This is a genomic window from Streptomyces sp. NPDC005962, from assembly GCF_040629205.1.
Taxonomy (GTDB): Bacteria; Actinomycetota; Actinomycetes; order Streptomycetales; family Streptomycetaceae; genus Streptomyces.
The window spans coordinates 89,010-107,293 of the sequence record NZ_JBEXVE010000011.1 but is presented as its reverse complement, the minus strand read 5'-3'; the positions used below and the strand labels follow the sequence as shown (position 1 = coordinate 107,293).

The window sequence follows — 18,284 nt, the reverse complement described above, 5'->3', positions numbered from 1 at the left end:
GGCGGCTGCCACCGCCATCGCTAGGGGTTCGATGACTGAGTACGGCCGGGGACCCGGCTCCCAACCGTGGCATCCCGAGGACCCGTTGTACGGGGACCAGGGATGGGGCGGGCACCCGGCGATGACCGGTCAGGAACCGTACCCGCAGGACCCGAACGATCCCTACGGGCAGGGCCCCTACGCGCAGGACGGCTACGCCCCCGACGGCTACGCGCGGGATGGTTACGCGCAGGACGGCTACGCCCCGGGCATCCACGGCCAGGACCTCTACGGGCAGGACCCCTACGGACACCAGCAGTACCCGCACGGATACCCGCAGGACGCCCAGCCGTTCCCGCAGCAGCAACAGCAGTCACCCTGGGACCAGCAGGCGCAGCAGGCACAGCAGGTACAGCAGGGATACGACAACGGCGGCTGGGACGCCTCGTACGGCGCCGGGATGGATCCCAACGACCCGTACGGCTACGCGGCCCAGGGCGGTGCCCAGGCGGGCTTCCCTCAGCAGGCGGTGCAGGAACCCCCGCAGGCGGCCCAGCCGGACGCGCAGCTGCCGGGGGGGACCCAGCAGATGCCCGTGGTGCCGCAGGAGGCGGCGGAGGAGCCGCGGGAGGCCCCGCAGGACCGTCCGGACGACCATCCGTTCTTCCGCGACAGTGGTGCCGACGGCGGCGGCAGCACGGCGGACGACGACGAGGATGCCCCCTCCGAGGGCCGCTCGAAGAAGTCCAAGAAGTCCAAGAAGTCCGCGAAGGCGGAGTCCAAGAAGGCGAAGTCCAAACCCAAGGGCCGCAACGGGGTCGCCTGTCTCTTCGTCACCGTCGTCCTGGTGGGTGTCGTCGGCGGAGGCGGCTACTTCGCCTATGACTTCTGGCAGACCCGCTTCGGCCCGGCCCCGGACTACGCGGGCCAGGGTGCCGGGCAGGTCGAGGTGGAGGTCCCCGACGGGTCGGGCAACGCCGAAATCGGCGGCATCCTCGCCGAAAAGGGCGTGGTGAAGAGCAGCGGCGCATTCGTGGAAGCCGTCGAGGAAAGCGGCAAGTTCGTCCAGCCGGGCAGCTACAGCCTCCGCAAGGAAATGTCCGGCGCGGCCGCCGTGAAGCTGATGCTCAGCCCCGCGGGAAACAACGCCCTGATCGTCACCGAGGGCATGCGCGACGCGACGGTCTACGCGGCGATCGACAAGAAGACCGGCGTCAAGGCGGGCACCACGGCGGGCGTTGCCAAGAAGGAGGCCAAGAACCTCGGGCTGCCTTCCTGGGCGAATGACAATGCGAAGATCAAAGATCCGCTGGAAGGATTCCTCTACCCGTCCCGCTACAGCGTGGCCAAGAGCGCCAAACCCGCGGACGTGCTGCGCAAGATGGTCGCCGAGGCCACGAGGAACTACGCGAAGATCGACCTTGAGGGCAAGGCCAAGGAAGCGGGCCTCGACTCCCCGCTCCAGCTGCTCACGGTGGCGAGCCTGGTCCAGGCGGAGGGCATCACCCACAGCGACTTCCGGCAGATGGCCGAGGTGGTCTACAACCGGCTCAAGGTCGGCAACACCGAGACCAATGGCAAGCTGGAATTCGACTCGACGTACAACTACATCAAGAACCAGAGCAAGCTCGATATCTCGCTCAGCGAGATCAAGGGATACGACAACCCGTACAACACCTACTTCTACAAGGGGCTGCCGCCCGGACCCATCGGTAATCCGGGTGCGGACGCGCTCAAGGCGTCCGTGAACCCGACCGACAACGGGTGGTTCTACTTCATCTCGCTCGACGGCAAGACGAGCGAGTTCTCCAAGACCTACGCGGAGCACCAGAAGTTGGTCGACAAGTTCAACAAGCAGCGCAGAAACAACTGAGGAAAGCCATGTCGCACATCCGCCGGGCGGCCGTGCTCGGTTCGCCGGTCGCCCACTCCCTGTCCCCGGCGCTGCACAACGCCGCGTACCGGAAGCTGGGCCTCGACGGCTGGACTTACGGCGCCGTCGAATTGGACGAGGCCGCGCTGCCGGGCTTCTTCGAGCGGATCGGCGAGACGGGGGAGCAGGGCTGGGCGGGGTTCTCGGTGACCATGCCGCTCAAGCGCGCGGTCATCCCGCTGCTGGACGGCATCAGTGACACGGCGGCCTCGGTGGAGGCGGTCAACACGGTCGTCCTGACCGACGACGGCCGACGGCTCGGCGACAACACGGACATCCCCGGCATGGTGGCGGCGCTCGGGGAGCGCGGCGTCCAGCGGGTGGAGCGGGCCGCCGTCCTCGGCGCCGGAGCCACCGCCTCCTCCGCCCTGGCCGCGCTCGCCCGTGTCTGCGACGGCGAGGTCACCGCGTACGTCCGCAGTGAGGCCCGGGCCGCCGAGATGCGGCAGTGGGGCGAGCGGCTGGGCGTGGCGGTGCGCACGGCGGACTGGGCCGCCGCGCCCGAGGCGTTCGACGCCCCGCTGGTGATCGCCACCACCCCCGCCGGGACGACCGACGCGCTCGCGGCGTCGGTCCCCGAACGTCCCGGCACGCTCTTCGACGTCCTCTACGACCCCTGGCCGACCGCGCTGGCCGCCGCCTGGTCGGCGCGCGGCGGCGCGGTGGTCGGCGGCCTCGACCTGCTGGTCCACCAGGCGGTGCCGCAGGTCGAGCAGATCACCGGGCGCGCCCCGGCGCCGCTCGCGGCGATGCGCGAGGCGGGTGAGGCGGCTCTCGCCGCCCGTTCCTGACGCCCGCCCGCGCCCGACGCCGGTCGTGCCCGCCCGCGCCCGGCGCCCGCGCGGTGTCTCATGCGCAGGTCCGTCTGGTGGACCACTGCCCCGGGCGCCCGGGCGGACGTGGGAGGATCAAAGGAGGCGGGCCAGGCCCCACCAGGTCCCGCCACGAGACGTCGAGGGGCAACGCATGAGGGAGCACCGTTGAGCAGGTTGCGCTGGCTGACCGCGGGGGAGTCGCACGGCCCCGCGCTTGTGGCGACGCTGGAGGGGCTGCCCGCAGGGGTGCCGATCACCACCGACATGGTGGCGGACGCCCTCGCGCGGCGCCGTCTCGGCTACGGCCGCGGGGCGCGGATGAAGTTCGAGCGCGACGAGGTCACCTTCATCGGCGGCGTCCGGCACGGTCTGACCATCGGCTCCCCGGTCGCGATCATGGTCGGCAACACCGAGTGGCCCAAGTGGGAGCAGGTGATGGCCGCCGACCCGGTCGACCCCGAGATCCTCGACGGGCTGGCCCGCAACGCGCCGCTGACCCGCCCCCGCCCCGGTCACGCCGATCTCGCGGGCATGCAGAAGTACGGTTTCGACGAGGCGCGGCCCATCCTGGAGCGCGCCAGCGCCCGTGAGACCGCCGCCCGCGTCGCCCTCGGCACGGTCGCCCGCTCCTACCTGAAGGAGACGGCCGGGATCGAGATCGTCTCCCATGTGACCGAGCTGGCCGCCGCCAAGGCTCCGTACGGCGTCTACCCCGAGCCGTCCGACGTCGAGCGGCTCGACGCCGACCCGGTGCGCTGCCTGGACGCGGACGCGAGCAAGGCGATGGTGGCCGAGATCGACCAGGCCCACAAGGACGGCGACACCCTCGGTGGCGTCGTCGAGGTGCTGGCGTACGGCGTGCCGGTGGGCCTCGGCTCGCATGTGCACTGGGACCGCAGGCTGGACGCCCGGCTGGCCGCCGCGCTGATGGGCATCCAGGCCATCAAGGGTGTCGAGGTCGGCGACGGCTTCGACCTCGCCCGGGTGCCCGGCTCGCAGGCGCACGACGAGATCGTCTCGACCGACGACGGCATCAAGCGCACCTCCGGCCGCTCCGGCGGCACCGAGGGCGGGCTGACCACGGGCGAGCTGCTGCGGGTGCGGGCCGCGATGAAGCCCATCGCGACCGTGCCCCGCGCGCTGGCCACCGTCGACGTCGCCACCGGCGAGGCCACCAAGGCCCACCACCAGCGCTCCGACGTATGCGCGGTACCGGCCGCCGGGATCGTCGCCGAGGCGATGGTGGCCCTGGTGCTGGCGGACGCGGTCGCCGAAAAGTTCGGCGGCGACTCGGTCGCCGAGACCCGCCGTAACGTCCAGGGCTTCCTCGACAGCCTGGCCATCCGGTGACCGCCTCCAGCACACCGGAGGGACCCGGCACACCGGAGGGTTCCAGCGCACCGGAGGGGCCCGCCGCGGTCCTGGTCGGGCCCATGGGCGTCGGGAAGAGCACCGTCGGACGGGCGCTCGCGGAGCGGCTGGACACCACGTTCCGCGACACCGACACCGACATCGTGGAGACCGCGGGCAAGGAAATCTCCGAGATCTTCATCGACGAGGGCGAGCCCCACTTCCGCGAGCTGGAGCGGCAGGCCGTGCGGACCGCCGTCGCCGGTCACCGGGGTGTGCTCGCGCTCGGCGGCGGCGCGATCCTGGACCCGGACACCCGCGCCCTGCTCACCGGCCTCCCGGTGGTCTTCCTGGAGATGGGCGTCGCCGAGGCCGTCAAGCGCACCGGCCTGGACGCCCCCCGCCCGCTGCTCGCCGTCAACCCCCGCCAGCGCTGGCGGGAGCTGATGAAGCAGCGCCGCCCGCTGTACACCGAAGTGGCCCGGGCCGTCGTGACGACCGAGGGCCGTACCCCCGACGAGGTCGTCGACGCCGTCATGGACGCACTGGAGCTGAAGAAGGCATGAGCACCGAAACCCCCACGCGCATCCAGGTCGGCGGCACCGCGGGCACCGCGCCGTACGAGGTCCTGGTCGGCCGCCAGCTCCTCGGCGAGCTGCCCGGGCTCATCGGGGACGCGGTCAAGCGCGTCGCCGTCCTGCACCCCGAGGCGCTGGCCGACACCGGTGAGGCGATCCGCCAGGACCTCGCCGACCAGGGGTACGACGCCATCGCGATCCAGCTGCCGAACGCGGAGGAGGCCAAGACCGCCGAGGTCGCCGCGTACTGCTGGAAGGCGCTCGGCCAGACCGGCTTCACCCGCAGCGATGTGATCATCGGCGTCGGCGGCGGCGCGACCACCGACCTCGCGGGCTTCGTCGCCGCGACCTGGCTGCGCGGGGTGCGCTGGATCGCCGTCCCGACGACCGTCCTCGGCATGGTCGATGCGGCGGTCGGCGGCAAGACCGGCATCAACACCGCCGAGGGCAAGAACCTCGTCGGCGCCTTCCACCCCCCGGCCGGGGTGCTGTGCGACCTGGCCGCGCTGGACTCGCTGGCCGCCAACGACTACATCAGCGGCCTCGCCGAGGTCATCAAGGCCGGGTTCATCGCCGACCCGGCCATCCTTGAGCTGATCGAGCAGGACCCGGCCGCCGCCCGCGTCCCCGGCGGTGAGCACACCGCCGAGCTGATCGAGCGCTCCATCCGGGTCAAGGCCGAGGTCGTCTCCAGCGACCTCAAGGAGTCCGGCCTGCGCGAGATCCTCAACTACGGGCACACGCTCGCGCACGCCATCGAGAAGAACGAGCGCTACAACTGGCGGCACGGCGCCGCCGTCTCCGTCGGCATGGTCTTCGCCGCCGAACTGGGCCGTCTCGCGGGCCGCCTGGACGACGCCACCGCCGACCGGCACCGCGCCGTCCTGGAATCCGTCGGCCTGCCGCTCACCTACCGCGGCGACCAGTGGCCCAAGCTGCTGGAGACCATGAAGGTCGACAAGAAGTCCCGCGGTGACCTGCTGCGCTTCATCGTGCTGGACGGCATCGCCAAGCCGACCGTGCTGGAAGGGCCGGACCCGGCGGTGCTGCTCGCGGCCTACGGGGAGATCTCCCGGGAGACCTCCGCGGGCTGACCGGATTCCGTCACAACTGTGTCATCGCCTTCGAAGCCCGCGGCACCGCCGCGGGCTTTCGAACACCCCGGAACCCGCCCGCAGTTACGGGCCACCGCGGACAAATTGCCTGGCTAGCGCGGTGAGACGGGCACTCTTCGGGTTTCCAAGGCGTTCACACAGCGCGGTCCTGGGCAGGTACCGTTCGGTAGGAGCGGCCTCAGCGCCGTGTCACCACGCGACAGTTGTCCGTCACGACTGCCGCCTGTACGAGACGGAGTGCCACCGGATGCAGCACGCTGTGGGAGCTCCGCTGCCACCGTCCCACCGGCCGACGGGGCAGGGGCCCGGGCCGCAGGGCGCAGGCTGGGTTCAGAGTGCGAGCCAGCCCCCCGGTCCCCATGCGCACCCCCCGGCCCCGCCCGTACCTCCGGCGCCCACCCCACCGGCCCCGCCCGCGCACCCCGCGGCGCCCATGCCGCCGGTGCCCGTGCCCCCGGTGCCCGCCCCGCCCGTGCCCCCGGTGGCGGGCCATCCGCAGACCGGGCACCCCACCCCGCAGCCGCCCCCCGGGCCGTCCGTCGACCGCTCCGGCACCACCGGCCACATCCAGCTCCCGCCCGGCGGGCCCGTCCCGCTGCCCCATCCGCCCGCCGACCCGGCGATGGCCGACGCCTCGCAGGCGGCCGTCGCGGTGCTGCTCATCGGACCGGCCGGAGCGGGCAAGACCACCGTCGCCCGCCACTGGGCCGACCGCCGCCGGGTGCCCACCGCCCACATCAGCCTCGACGACGTCCGCGAATGGGTCAGGTCAGGCTTCGCCAACCCCCAGTCGGGCTGGAACGAGAACTCCGAGGCGCAGTACCGCCTCGCCCGCCGCACCTGCGGCTTCGCCGCCCGTAACTTCCTCGCCAACGGCATCTCCTGCATCCTCGACGACGCCGTCTTCCCGGACCGCCCCGTCGTCGGACTCGGCGGCTGGAAGCGGCACGTCGGCCCCGGCCTCCTGCCCGTGGTCGTGCTGCCCGGCCTCGAAATCGTCCTGGAGCGGAACGCGGCCCGCAGTGGCAACCGCCGCCTCAGCGACGAGGAGGTCGCCCGCATCCACGGCCGCATGGCGGGCTGGTACGGCTCCGGTCTGCCGATCATCGACAACTCGACATACGACGTCGAGACCACCGCCCGCATGCTGGACGAGGTAGTGGCCCGTTCCATAGCGAGCCCGCCCGCCTTCTAAAAGCCCGGGGCGGATCGAGAGCTCGGGGGCGGGACCCATCCGGACCCGTCCGAACGGCCGGGGCGGGGCGGAGTGCGTACGCTCAGGGGCATGTCCCAGGTGTACGCGGCCCGACGTGCCCGCCTGCACGACCAGTACGCGGCGGCCGGGAGCGAGGCCGCCCTGGTCTCCCGGCCCGCCAACGTGCGCTACCTGTGCGGCGACGCGCCCCCGGGCGCCACGCTGCTGCTCGGGCCCGTCCAGGACGTCCTGGTGGTGCCCGAGGCGTCCTCGTGGGGGCCGGGGACGGGCCCGCATCCGGAGGATCTGCGGCTTCTGATGCTGTCCGGGCCGGACGGCGACCCGGCCGTGGCCGCCGCCGACCTGGCGGCGGCGGACGGCGCCGAGTCGCTGGCCGTCGAGGAACACGATCTGACCGTGGCCCGCCACCGGGCGCTCGCCACCGCCGCCCCGCGGCTGCGCCTGGCCGACCTGGGGCGGGCCGTCGAGCAGCTGCGGATCGTCAAGGACGACGAGGAGATCTCCTGTATGCGGATCGCCGGGGAGCTGGCCGACCAGGCGCTCGGCGAGCTGCTGGAATCGATCCTGGTGGGCCGCACCGAGCGCCATCTCGCGCTGGAGCTGGAACGCCGTCTGGTGGATCACGGGGCGGACGGACCGGCGTTCCCCACCGTGGTCGCCGCGGGGCCGCACGCGGGCCGGGCCGGGCATCTGCCGACCGACCGGCGGGTCGAGGAGGGCGACTTCCTCACCATCTGCCTGGGCGCCGACTACCGGGGATACCGCTGCCAGGTGGGCCGTACGTTCGTCATCGGCCCCTCGCCCGCGGACTGGCAGGTCGAGCTGTACGACCTCGTCTTCGCCGCTCAGCGGGCCGGACGGGAGGCGCTGCTGCCGGGGATGGCGTACCGGGACGTGGACCGGGCGACCCGCCAGGTGCTGGACGCCGCGGGGTACGGGGACGGGCTGGAGACGCGTACCGGACACGGTGTGGGCCTCGAAATCGACGAGGACCCTCGGCTCTCGGCGTCGGCCATGGGTAAACTGGACGCTTGTGTGCCGGTCACCGTCGAACCGGGGGTCCACCTCCCGGGCCGGGGCGGTGTCCGGATCGACGATACGCTCGTCGTCCGCCCCGAGGCGGACGGCGGACCCGAGCTACTCACCATCACGACCAAAGAGCTGCTCGCGCTGTAGTCCTGGCTGACAGTTTCCGGCTGGAGGCATTGGCTGATAACGGCGCACCGCGGCTCTCTGGTCTCCACCAGCTGTAGTCCAGGAGATCCCGCAACCGTGGCATCCACGAACGACCTCAAGAACGGCCTTGTGCTCAAGCTCGACGGCGGCCAGCTCTGGTCCGTCGTCGAGTTCCAGCACGTCAAGCCCGGCAAGGGCCCTGCCTTCGTGCGTACCAAGCTCAAGAACGTGCTGTCCGGCAAGGTGGTCGACAAGACCTTCAACGCCGGCGTGAAGGTCGAGACGGCCAACGTCGACAAGCGCGGCATGCAGTTCTCGTTCAAGGACGGCGAGAGCTTTGTGTTCATGGACATGGACACGTTCGACCAGATCTACATCACCCCCGAGGTCGTCGGCGACAACGCCCGGTATCTGCTCGAGGGCTTCGAGGCGGTCGTGGCGATGTACGAGGGCAACCCTCTGTATGTCGAGCTGCCCGCCGCCGTCGAGCTGGTGATCGAGTACACCGAGCCGGGCATCCAGGGCGACCGCTCGACCGGTGGCTCCAAGCCCGCCAAGCTGGAGACCGGCTACGAGATCGGCGTCCCGCTGTTCATCACCACCGGTGAAAAGATCAAGGTCGACACCCGTTCCGGCGAGTACCTCGGTCGGGTGAACAACTAACCGTGGCTGCCCGCAACAAGGCCCGTAAGCGTGCCTTTCAGATCCTTTTCGAGGCCGACCAGCGTGGCAGCTCTGTTCAGACCGTCCTCGCGGACTGGATACGGCACGCCCGGACCGACGACCGGCAGCCGCCGGTCAGCGAATACACGATGCAGCTCGTCGAGGGGTACGCGGAGCACACCGCCCGGATCGACGAGCTGATCGCCACCTACTCGGTGGGCTGGACGCTGGACCGGATGCCGGTCGTCGACCGGAACATCCTGCGGCTCGGTGCCTATGAGCTGCTGTGGGAGGACGCGACTCCGGACGCGGTGGTGATCGACGAGGCGGTGCAGCTCGCCAAGGAGTTCTCCACCGACGACTCGCCGTCGTTCGTCAACGGTCTGCTCGGCCGGCTCAAGGAGCTGAAGCCGGGGCTGCGCCGCGACCAGGAGACCGAGGACTCGGAGACCCAGGCCTGACCCAGGCCCAGGCCGACCGGTCAGCAGGAGTCAGCAGGAGTCAGCAACAAAGCCGCCGGGGGCGGTGGAGGCCGTACGGCACTTCCACCGCCCCCGGCGGCACGTTTCTGCTGGTGGAGAGGGTGCGAGAGCGCTACGGGCGCCCGTCACACATCCTCGTGCTGGACCGCGCGGCGCGCGTCGGCGCCCAGCACTCCCCAGCTGATCAACTGCTCGGTCAGCACCGACGGCGACTGGTCATAGATCACGGCGAGGGTGCGCAGGTCGTCCTGGCGGATCGACAGCACCTTGCCGTTGTAGTCACCGCGCTGGCTCTGGATCGTGGCGGCGTACCGCTGGAGCGGGCCCGCCTTCTCGACCGGCACATGGGCCAGTCGCTCCAGGTCCAGCACCAGCTTCGGCGGCGGCTCGGCCGCCCCGGCCGGGCTGGTGCCCGGCAGCAGCTCCTGCACCGGGACGCCGTAGAAGTCGGCCAGTTCGGCGAGACGCTGGACGGTCACGGCGCGGTCGCCGCGCTCGTACGATCCCACCACCACGGCCTTCCACCGGCCCTGGGACTTCTCCTCGACGCCGTGAAGGGAGAGGCCCTGCTGGGTGCGGATGGCGCGGAGCTTGGCCCCGAGCTGTTTGGCGTATTCGCTGGACATAAAGCTCCCCGGACACTGAATCGACGTGCGGCTCCGCCGCGCGGCTGGTAACTCACTGTGAAGGTTACGTAGCGTAATCTCCATTCGTCAAGCCGAATGGAGCGGAGGGGCTCCCGCCAGGGGTGTTGGTGAGCACCCCATGCGCCCCTGCTACTGTGAATGGCGCAAATCCGACGTCCTTTAAGGTCCGTCCCGTGAGGCGGAGAAGGAGGTCCGTATCCATGGACGCACCTACCTCGGACGCCGCGCGTTCCGTGCTGGAAGCACCGGACATCGCGCGCGTTCTGACCCGCATCGCCCACGAGATCGTCGAGCGCGCCAAGGGCGCCGACGACGTGGTGCTTCTCGGCATCCCGACCCGCGGTGTCTTCCTCGCCCGGCGGCTGGCCGCCCGGCTGGAGGAGATCACCGGCAGGTCGCCCGGCGAGCTGCCGGTCGGCTCGCTCGACATCACGATGTACCGCGACGACCTGCGGCTGCGGCCCGCCCGCGCGCTGGCCCGCACCGACATCCCCGACGACGGCGTCGACGGCCGCCTGGTCGTCCTCGTCGACGATGTGCTCTTCTCCGGCCGCACCATCCGCGCCGCGCTCGACGCCCTCGGTGACATCGGGCGGCCGCGCGCCGTCCAGCTCGCGGTCCTCGTCGACCGCGGTCACCGGGAACTGCCGATCCGGGCCGACTACGTCGGCAAGAACCTCCCCACGTCGCTGCGGGAGACGGTCAAGGTCCAGCTCACCGAGGAGGACGGGCGCGACAGCGTGCTCCTCGGCCTGCGCGAGACCACCCCCGCGGACGGAAAGTAGCGCCCCGGTACCGACGGCGACGGCTCCCGGCGATCCCGGGTACCCGGCCGCGGTACCACCGGTGCGGAGGGCTCCACAGCCCGGCACCGACCAGGCGCCCGCCCGCACGCCCGCACACCTCCTCAACCACGGAGCAACCGGATGAAGCGTCACCTCATCTCGGCCGCCGACCTCTCGCGCGACGACGCCGTCCTGATCCTCGACACCGCCGAGGAGCTGGCCCGGCTCGCCGACCGGCCGATCAAGAAGCTGCCGACCCTGCGCGGCCGCACCGTCGTGAACCTCTTCTTCGAGGACTCGACCCGCACCCGCATCTCCTTCGAGGCGGCCGCCAAGCGGCTGTCCGCCGACGTCATCAACTTCTCCGCCAAGGGCTCCTCGGTCTCCAAGGGCGAGTCCCTGAAGGACACCGCGCTCACCCTGGAGGCGATGGGCGCCGACGCCGTCGTCATCCGGCACAACGCCTCCGGCGCTCCGCACCGGCTCGCCACCTCCGGCTGGATCAACGGCTCCGTCGTCAACGCCGGTGACGGCACCCACGAGCACCCCACCCAGGCCCTCCTCGACGCCTTCACGATGCGCCGCCGGCTGGCCTCCGGGGCCTCCGGGGTGGGCCAGGACCTGGCCGGACGCCGGATCACCATCGTCGGCGACGTGCTGCACAGCCGGGTCGCCCGCTCCAACGTCCACCTGCTGTCCACCCTCGGCGCCGACGTCACCCTGGTCGCCCCGCCCACGCTCGTCCCCTTCGGCGTCGAGAGCTGGCCCTGTGACGTCTCGTACGACCTGGACGCGGTGGTGGGCAAGTCCGACGCCGTGATGATGCTGCGGGTCCAGCGCGAGCGGATGAACGCCGCATTCTTCCCCACCGAGCGCGAGTACGCGCGCCGCTACGGCCTGAACGCCGACCGGATGGCCCGGATGCCCGAGCACGCCATCGTCATGCACCCCGGCCCGATGAACCGCGGCATGGAGATCACCGCCGAGGTCGCCGACTCCGACCGCTGCACCGCCGTCGAGCAGGTCGCCAACGGCGTCTCGATCCGCATGGCCGTCCTGTACCTGCTGCTCGGCGGCAACGAGCCCGCCGTCACCGCCGCCCGCACCGAGGAGAACCAGTAACCATGAGCGAGACGAACAAGACGCTGCTGCGCGGCGCGCAGGTGCTCGGCGGCGAGCCGCGGGACGTGCTGATCGAGGGCGAGCGCATCGCCGCCGTCGGCACCGGCCTCGACGCGGACGGTGCCACCGTGATCGACGCCGCCGGGCAGATCCTGCTGCCGGGCCTGGTCGACCTCCACACCCATCTGCGCGAGCCCGGCCGGGAGGACTCCGAGACCGTCCTCACCGGCACCAAAGCCGCCGCGGTCGGCGGCTTCACCGCCGTCCACGCCATGGCCAACACCTTCCCCGTAGCCGACACCGCGGGCGTCGTGGAGCAGGTGTGGCGGCTCGGCACGGAGTCCGGCTACTGCGATGTACAGCCCATCGGCGCCGTCACCGTCGGCCTGGAGGGCAAGAAGCTCGCCGAGCTGGGCGCCATGCACGAGTCCGCCGCCGGGGTCCGGGTCTTCTCCGACGACGGCAAGTGCGTCGACGACGCCGTGATCATGCGCCGCGCCCTGGAGTACGTGAAGGCCTTCGACGGCGTCATCGCCCAGCACGCCCAGGAGCCGCGGCTCACCGAGGGTGCCCAGATGAACGAGGGCATCGTCTCCGCGGAACTGGGCCTGGGCGGCTGGCCCGCCGTCGCCGAGGAGTCGATCATCGCCCGCGATGTGCTGCTCGCCGCGCATGTCGACTCCCGGGTGCACATCTGCCACCTGTCCACCGCGGGCTCGGTCGAGATCGTCCGCTGGGCCAAGTCCAAGGGCTGGAACGTCACCGCCGAGGTCACCCCGCACCACCTGCTGCTCACCGACGAGCTCGTACGGTCCTACGACCCGGTCTACAAGGTGAACCCGCCGCTGCGCACCGAGGCCGACGTCATGGCGCTGCGCGAGGCGCTGGCCGACGGCACCATCGACTGCGTCGCCACCGACCACGCCCCGCACCCGCACGAGGACAAGGACTGCGAGTGGGGCGCGGCCGCCATGGGCATGGTCGGCCTGGAGACCGCGCTGTCCGTCGTCCAGCACACCATGGTCGACACCGGGCTGCTGGACTGGGCGGGCGTCGCCGACCGGATGGCCGTCCGCCCCTCCGCCATCGGCCGCCTCACCGGGCAGGGCCGCCCCATCGCCGCCGGGGAGCCCGCCAACCTCACCCTGCTGGACTCGGCATACCGTGGTGCGGTGAACCCCGCGGGCTTCGCCTCCCGCAGCCGCAACACCCCCTACGAGGGCCGGGAGCTGCCGGGCCGGGTGACGCACACCTTCCTGCGGGGCCGGGCGACGGTCGTGGACGGGAAACTCGCGTGATAACTCTGACCCATCTGGCAGCGACTCCTCTGGCAGCTGAGCAGCGGTCCCAGGACGTCACGGACTGGGCCGCACGCATCGGCTGGGTCGTCGGCCTGCTGCTCGTCATCGCGCTGGTCTACTGGCTGATGCGCGAGGGCTGGAAGTGGCGCGGCACCCTCCAGGGCGATCTCCCCGAGCTGCCCGGGCCCCCGGCCGAACCGGGCCCCGCGAAGCTGACCCTCACCGGCCGCTACCACGGCTCCACCACCGCCGGACAGTGGCTCGACCGCATCGTGGCCCATGGCCTGGGCACCCGCAGCCGCGTCGAGCTGACCCTGACCGACCAGGGCGTGAGCGTCCTACGACCCGGCGCCCAGGACTTCTTCATCCCCGCCGGAAGCCTGCGCGGCGCCCGGCTCGACAAGGGCATCGCGGGCAAGGTCCTCGCCGAGGGCGGGCTGCTGATCGTCACCTGGCAGCTCGGCGACCGGCAGATCGACTCCGGTTTCCGCTCCGACCACGCCGCCGAGCACGCGGCCTGGGTCGAGGCGCTGGACGTCAACGACGACGTCGAGCACGGCGTCAAGAACGTCACGAACACAGAGCACAACCCAGAGCACAACCAGGAAGGCGCACGATGACGACCTCCACCAAGGGGGCCCAGACCCCCGCCGTTCTCGTCCTGGAGGACGGCCGCACCTTCCGTGGCCGCGCCTACGGGGCCGTGGGGGAGACCTTCGGCGAGGCCGTGTTCTCCACCGGGATGACCGGCTACCAGGAGACCCTGACCGACCCGTCCTACCACCGCCAGGTCGTCGTCATGACCGCGCCGCACATCGGGAACACCGGCGTCAACGACGAGGACCCCGAGTCCGGGCGCATCTGGGTCTCCGGCTACGTGGTGCGCGACCCCGCCCGCACCCCGTCCAACTGGCGCTCCCGGCGCTCGCTGGACGACGAGCTGACCGCCCAGGGCGTCGTCGGTATCAGCGGCGTCGACACCCGCGCCCTCACCCGCCATCTGCGCGAGCGCGGCGCCATGCGCGTCGGCATCTTCTCCGGCGAGGCGGTCGCCGACGAGGCCGCGCTGCTCGCCCGGGTGCGGGCCGCACCGCAGATGAAGGGCGCCGACCTGAGCCGCGAGGTGGCGACCCAGGAGACGTACGTCGTTCCCGCGATCGGCACCAAGCGGTTCACCGTCGCCGCCGTCGACCTGGGCATCAAGGGCATGACCCCGCACCGGATGGCCGAGCGCGGCATCGAGGTGCACGTCCTGCCCGCCACCGCCACCGTGGACGACGTCTACGCGGTGAACCCGGACGGCGTGTTCTTCTCCAACGGCCCCGGCGACCCGGCCACCGCCGACCACCCGGTCTCCCTCATGCAGGCGGTCCTGGAGCGGTCCACCCCGCTGTTCGGCATCTGCTTCGGCAACCAGATCCTGGGCCGCGCGCTCGGCTTCGGCACCTTCAAGCTGAAGTACGGCCACCGCGGCATCAACCAGCCGGTGCAGGACCGCACCACCGGCAAGGTCGAGGTCACCGCGCACAACCACGGCTTCGCCGTGGACGCCCCGCTCGACGCGCCCAGCGACACCCCCTACGGGCGGGCCGAGGTCTCCCACGTCTGCCTCAACGACAACGTGGTCGAGGGGCTGCGCCTGCTCGACCGCCCCGCTTTCAGCGTCCAGTACCACCCGGAAGCCGCCGCGGGCCCGCACGATGCCGGGTACCTGTTCGACCGCTTCGTCACCCTGATGGAGGGCCAGCGTGCCTAAGCGCACCGACATCCAGTCCGTTCTGGTCATCGGCTCCGGCCCGATCGTCATCGGCCAGGCCGCCGAGTTCGACTACTCCGGCACCCAGGCCTGCCGGGTGCTGAAGACCGAGGGCCTGCGGGTCATCCTGGTCAACTCCAACCCGGCCACGATCATGACCGACCCGGAGATCGCCGACGCCACGTACGTCGAGCCGATCACCCCGGAGTACGTCGAGAAGATCATCGCCAAGGAGCGCCCCGACGCGCTGCTGCCCACCCTCGGCGGCCAGACCGCCCTGAACACGGCCATCTCCCTGCACGAGGCGGGCACCCTCGACACCTACGGCGTCGAGCTGATCGGCGCCAATGTCGAGGCGATCAACAAGGGCGAGGACCGCGACCTGTTCAAGGAGGTCGTCAGGGCCGTCCACGCCAAGATCGGCCACGGCGAGTCCGCCCGCTCGGTCATCTGCCACACCATGGACGACGTCCTCGGGGGCGTCGAGGGGCTCGGCGGCTACCCCGTCGTCGTCCGCCCGTCCTTCACCATGGGCGGCGCCGGGTCCGGCTTCGCGCACGACGAGGACGAGCTGCGCCGCATCGCGGGCCAGGGCCTGAACCTCTCGCCCACCACCGAGGTGCTGCTGGAGGAGTCGATCCTGGGCTGGAAGGAGTACGAGCTGGAGCTGATGCGCGACAAGCACGACAACGTCGTGGTCGTCTGCTCCATCGAGAACTTCGACCCCATGGGCGTGCACACCGGCGACTCGATCACCGTCGCCCCGGCGATGACGCTGACCGACCGCGAGTACCAGGTGCTGCGGGACATCGGCATCGCCGTCATCCGCGAGGTCGGCGTCGACACCGGCGGCTGCAACATCCAGTTCGCGGTCAACCCCGAGGACGGCCGGGTCATCGTCATCGAGATGAACCCGCGTGTCTCCCGCTCCTCCGCGCTGGCCTCCAAGGCCACCGGCTTCCCGATCGCGAAGATCGCCGCCCGGCTGGCCGTCGGCTACACGCTGGACGAGATCCCCAACGACATCACCGAGAAGACCCCGGCGTCCTTCGAGCCCACGCTCGACTACGTCGTGGTCAAGGTGCCGCGGTTCGCCTTCGAGAAGTTCCCGGCCGCCGACGCCCGCCTCACCACCACCATGAAGTCGGTCGGCGAGGCCATGGCCATCGGCCGCAACTTCACCGAGGCGCTGCAGAAGGCGCTGCGCTCGCTGGAGAAGAAGGGCAGCCAGTTCGACTTCACCGGCGAGCCCGACCCCGGGAAGAAGGCCGAGCTGCTGGAGCGGGCCGACATCCCCACCGATGGCCGGATCAACACGGTCATGGAGGCGATCCGCGCCGGGGCCACCCCGCAGGAGGTCTTCGACGCCACGAAGATCGACCCCTGGTTCGTGGACCAGCTCTTCCTGATCAAGGAGATCGCGGACGGGCTGGCGGCCGCCGACAAGCTGGACCCGGAGCTGCTCGCCGAGGCCAAGCGGCACGGCTTCTCCGACGCCCAGATCGCCGGAATCCGCTCGCTGCGCGAGGACGTGGTCCGCGAGGTGCGGCACGCGCTCGGCGTCCGGCCCGTCTACAAGACGGTCGACACCTGCGCCGCCGAGTTCGCCGCCAGGACCCCGTACTTCTACTCCTCCTACGACGAGGAGTCCGAGGTCGCGCCGCGCGAGAAGCCCGCCGTGATCATCCTGGGCTCCGGCCCGAACCGCATCGGCCAGGGCATCGAGTTCGACTACTCGTGCGTCCACGCCTCCTTCGCGCTGAGCGCCGCCGGCTACGAGACCGTCATGGTCAACTGCAACCCGGAGACCGTCTCCACCGACTACGACACCTCCGACCGGCTCTACTTCGAGCCGCTCACCCTGGAGGACGTCCTGGAGATCGTCCACGCCGAACAGCAGGCGGGCCCGGTCGCCGGTGTGATCGTCCAGCTCGGCGGCCAGACCCCGCTGGGCCTGGCCCAGGCCCTCAAGGACAACGGCGTGCCCATCGTCGGCACCTCGCCCGAGGCCATCAACCTCGCCGAGGAGCGCGGCGCCTTCGGCCGGGTGCTGACCGAGGCCGGACTGCCCGCCCCCAAGTACGGCACCGCGTTCTCCTTCGAGCAGGCCAAGGGCATCGCCGCCGAGATCGGCTACCCGGTCATGGTCCGCCCGTCCTACGTGCTGGGCGGCCGCGGCATGGAGATCGTCTACGACGAGCCCTCGCTCGCCGCGTACCTGGAGCGCCACGCGGGCCTCATCTCCGAGCACCCGGTGCTCATCGACCGCTTCCTCGACGACGCGATCGAGATCGACGTCGACGCGCTCTACGACGGCCAGGAGCTGTACCTCGGCGGCGTCATGGAACACATCGAGGAGGCCGGTATCCACTCCGGCGACTCGGCGTGCGCGCTGCCCCCGATCACCCTCGGCGGCTTCGACATCAAGCGGCTGCGCGCCTCCACCGAGGCCATCGCGCGTGGTGTCGGCGTCCGCGGACTGATCAACATCCAGTTCGCGATGGCCGGGGACATCCTGTACGTCCTGGAGGCGAACCCGCGCGCCTCCCGCACGGTCCCCTTCACCTCCAAGGCCACCGCCGTACCACTGGCCAAGGCCGCCGCCCGGATCTCGCTGGGCGCGACCGTCGCCGAGCTGCGCGCCGAGGGCCTGCTGCCCGCGACCGGCGACGGCGGCACCCTGCCGCTGGACGCGCCGATCTCCGTCAAGGAAGCCGTGATGCCCTGGTCGCGGTTCCGCGACGCCTCGGGGCGCGGTGTGGACACCATCCTCGGCCCGGAGATGCGCTCCACCGGCGAGGTCATGGGCATCGACTCGGTCTTCGGCGCGGCCTACGCCAAGTCGCAGGCCGGGGCGTACGGGGCGCTGCCCACCAAGGGGCGCGCCTTCGTCTCCGTCGCCAACCGCGACAAGCGCTCGATGATCTTCCCGGCCCGGGAGCTGGTCGCCCTCGGCTTCGAGCTGATGGCCACCTCGGGCACGGCGGAGGTGCTCAAGCGCAACGGCATCAACGCCACCGTCGTCCGCAAGCAGAGCGAGGGGGAGGGGCCGGACGGTACGAAGACCATCGTCCAGCTCATCCACGACGGGGACGTCGACCTCATCGTCAACACCCCGTACGGCACCGGCGGCCGTCTCGACGGCTATGACATCCGTACGGCGGCCGTCGCCCGCGGCGTCCCGTGCCTGACCACCGTCCAGGCCCTCGCCGCCGCCGTCCAGGGCATCGAGGCGCTCGGCCGGGGCTCGGTCGGCGTCCGGTCGCTCCAGGAACACGCGGAACATCTGACCGCCGCCCGCGAGGAGTGAGGCGCAGGAGGGGGACACCGGCCGGTGTCCCCCTCTTCATGAGCCCCCCCACCCCC

Annotated in this window: 16 protein-coding genes; 15 read left to right on the top strand and 1 reads right to left on the bottom strand. The window is 71.3% G+C overall.

What is annotated here, in order from left to right; translation table 11 throughout:
- The first annotated feature begins 31 nt into the window (after positions 1-31).
- From mltG to nusB, 9 genes are all read left to right on the top strand, one after another.
- On the top strand, positions 32-1,852 hold the full coding sequence (mltG, locus tag ABZ370_RS20050; protein WP_358622455.1) for an endolytic transglycosylase MltG: 1,821 nt from the start codon (positions 32-34) through the stop codon (positions 1,850-1,852).
- Positions 1,853-1,860: 8 nt separating this feature from the next.
- Positions 1,861-2,703 (top strand): shikimate dehydrogenase, encoded by an 843-nt coding sequence (locus tag ABZ370_RS20045; RefSeq protein ID WP_358622452.1) that lies wholly within the window; start codon positions 1,861-1,863, stop codon positions 2,701-2,703.
- 189 nt (positions 2,704-2,892) lie between these two features.
- Positions 2,893-4,077 (top strand): chorismate synthase, encoded by a 1,185-nt coding sequence (aroC, locus tag ABZ370_RS20040; protein WP_358622449.1) that lies wholly within the window; start codon positions 2,893-2,895, stop codon positions 4,075-4,077.
- 83 nt (positions 4,078-4,160) lie between these two features.
- Positions 4,161-4,643, top strand: a complete 483-nt coding sequence (locus ABZ370_RS20035) for a shikimate kinase (protein ID WP_358622847.1) — start codon at positions 4,161-4,163, stop codon at positions 4,641-4,643.
- A complete protein-coding gene (gene aroB, locus ABZ370_RS20030; RefSeq protein WP_358622447.1) occupies positions 4,640-5,749 on the top strand; it encodes a 3-dehydroquinate synthase in 1,110 nt (369 codons plus the stop codon). Before ABZ370_RS20035 ends, aroB begins: the two co-directional genes overlap by 4 nt.
- Positions 5,750-6,017: 268 nt before the next feature.
- Positions 6,018-6,965 (top strand): AAA family ATPase, encoded by a 948-nt coding sequence (locus tag ABZ370_RS20025; RefSeq protein ID WP_358622445.1) that lies wholly within the window; start codon positions 6,018-6,020, stop codon positions 6,963-6,965.
- Positions 6,966-7,055: 90 nt separating this feature from the next.
- Positions 7,056-8,162: an aminopeptidase P family protein gene (locus ABZ370_RS20020; protein ID WP_358622442.1), complete on the top strand. Its 1,107-nt coding sequence runs from the start codon at positions 7,056-7,058 to the stop codon at positions 8,160-8,162.
- A 96-nt stretch (positions 8,163-8,258) separates the two neighbouring features.
- A complete protein-coding gene (gene efp, locus ABZ370_RS20015) occupies positions 8,259-8,825 on the top strand; it encodes an elongation factor P (RefSeq protein ID WP_358622439.1) in 567 nt (188 codons plus the stop codon).
- A gap of 2 nt (positions 8,826-8,827) precedes the next feature.
- Positions 8,828-9,286, top strand: a complete 459-nt coding sequence (gene nusB, locus ABZ370_RS20010) for a transcription antitermination factor NusB (protein ID WP_358622436.1) — start codon at positions 8,828-8,830, stop codon at positions 9,284-9,286.
- Between the two features lie 146 nt (positions 9,287-9,432).
- Here nusB and bldD read toward each other — a convergent pair whose 3' ends face one another.
- Positions 9,433-9,933, bottom strand: a complete 501-nt coding sequence (gene bldD, locus ABZ370_RS20005; protein WP_014056259.1) for a transcriptional regulator BldD — start codon at positions 9,931-9,933, stop codon at positions 9,433-9,435.
- 221 nt (positions 9,934-10,154) lie between these two features.
- Here bldD and pyrR point away from each other — a divergent pair, with 221 nt between their 5' ends.
- The 6 genes from pyrR (at position 10,155) to carB (ending at position 18,228) form a co-directional block, all read left to right on the top strand.
- The gene (gene pyrR, locus ABZ370_RS20000; RefSeq protein WP_358622433.1) at positions 10,155-10,739 is read left to right on the top strand and encodes a bifunctional pyr operon transcriptional regulator/uracil phosphoribosyltransferase PyrR; all 585 of its coding nucleotides are present in this window, start codon (positions 10,155-10,157) and stop codon (positions 10,737-10,739) included.
- A gap of 141 nt (positions 10,740-10,880) precedes the next feature.
- Positions 10,881-11,861: an aspartate carbamoyltransferase catalytic subunit gene (locus ABZ370_RS19995; protein ID WP_358622431.1), complete on the top strand. Its 981-nt coding sequence runs from the start codon at positions 10,881-10,883 to the stop codon at positions 11,859-11,861.
- Between the two features lie 2 nt (positions 11,862-11,863).
- Positions 11,864-13,159 carry a dihydroorotase gene (locus tag ABZ370_RS19990; protein ID WP_358622429.1) on the top strand — a complete coding sequence of 432 codons (1,296 nt, stop codon included), beginning with the start codon at positions 11,864-11,866 and terminating at the stop codon, positions 13,157-13,159.
- The gene (locus ABZ370_RS19985) at positions 13,156-13,782 is read left to right on the top strand and encodes a hypothetical protein (RefSeq protein ID WP_358622427.1); all 627 of its coding nucleotides are present in this window, start codon (positions 13,156-13,158) and stop codon (positions 13,780-13,782) included. The genes ABZ370_RS19990 and ABZ370_RS19985 overlap by 4 nt, the downstream gene beginning before the upstream one ends.
- Positions 13,779-14,918, top strand: a complete 1,140-nt coding sequence (gene carA / locus ABZ370_RS19980; RefSeq protein ID WP_358622424.1) for a glutamine-hydrolyzing carbamoyl-phosphate synthase small subunit — start codon at positions 13,779-13,781, stop codon at positions 14,916-14,918. Before ABZ370_RS19985 ends, carA begins: the two co-directional genes overlap by 4 nt.
- Positions 14,911-18,228: a carbamoyl-phosphate synthase large subunit gene (carB, locus tag ABZ370_RS19975; protein WP_358622421.1), complete on the top strand. Its 3,318-nt coding sequence runs from the start codon at positions 14,911-14,913 to the stop codon at positions 18,226-18,228. The genes carA and carB overlap by 8 nt, the downstream gene beginning before the upstream one ends.
- The last annotated feature ends 56 nt before the right edge of the window (positions 18,229-18,284 follow it).

Excerpts from the sequence above, each read along its gene's own strand:
- pyrR (WP_358622433.1), top strand. The coding sequence starts at position 10,155 with ATGGACGCACCTACCTCGGACGCCGCGCGTTCCGTGCTGGAAGCACCG.
- mltG (WP_358622455.1), top strand. The coding sequence starts at position 32 with ATGACTGAGTACGGCCGGGGACCCGGCTCCCAACCGTGGCATCCCGAG.
- ABZ370_RS20035 (WP_358622847.1), top strand. The coding sequence starts at position 4,161 with ATGGGCGTCGGGAAGAGCACCGTCGGACGGGCGCTCGCGGAGCGGCTG.
- ABZ370_RS20025 (WP_358622445.1), top strand. The coding sequence starts at position 6,018 with ATGCAGCACGCTGTGGGAGCTCCGCTGCCACCGTCCCACCGGCCGACG.
- ABZ370_RS20020 (WP_358622442.1), top strand. The coding sequence starts at position 7,056 with ATGTCCCAGGTGTACGCGGCCCGACGTGCCCGCCTGCACGACCAGTAC.
- ABZ370_RS20045 (WP_358622452.1), top strand. The coding sequence starts at position 1,861 with ATGTCGCACATCCGCCGGGCGGCCGTGCTCGGTTCGCCGGTCGCCCAC.
- aroB (WP_358622447.1), top strand. The coding sequence starts at position 4,640 with ATGAGCACCGAAACCCCCACGCGCATCCAGGTCGGCGGCACCGCGGGC.
- carA (WP_358622424.1), top strand. The coding sequence starts at position 13,779 with ATGACGACCTCCACCAAGGGGGCCCAGACCCCCGCCGTTCTCGTCCTG.
- ABZ370_RS19995 (WP_358622431.1), top strand. The coding sequence starts at position 10,881 with ATGAAGCGTCACCTCATCTCGGCCGCCGACCTCTCGCGCGACGACGCC.
- ABZ370_RS19990 (WP_358622429.1), top strand. The coding sequence starts at position 11,864 with ATGAGCGAGACGAACAAGACGCTGCTGCGCGGCGCGCAGGTGCTCGGC.
- bldD (WP_014056259.1), bottom strand. The coding sequence starts at position 9,933 with ATGTCCAGCGAATACGCCAAACAGCTCGGGGCCAAGCTCCGCGCCATC.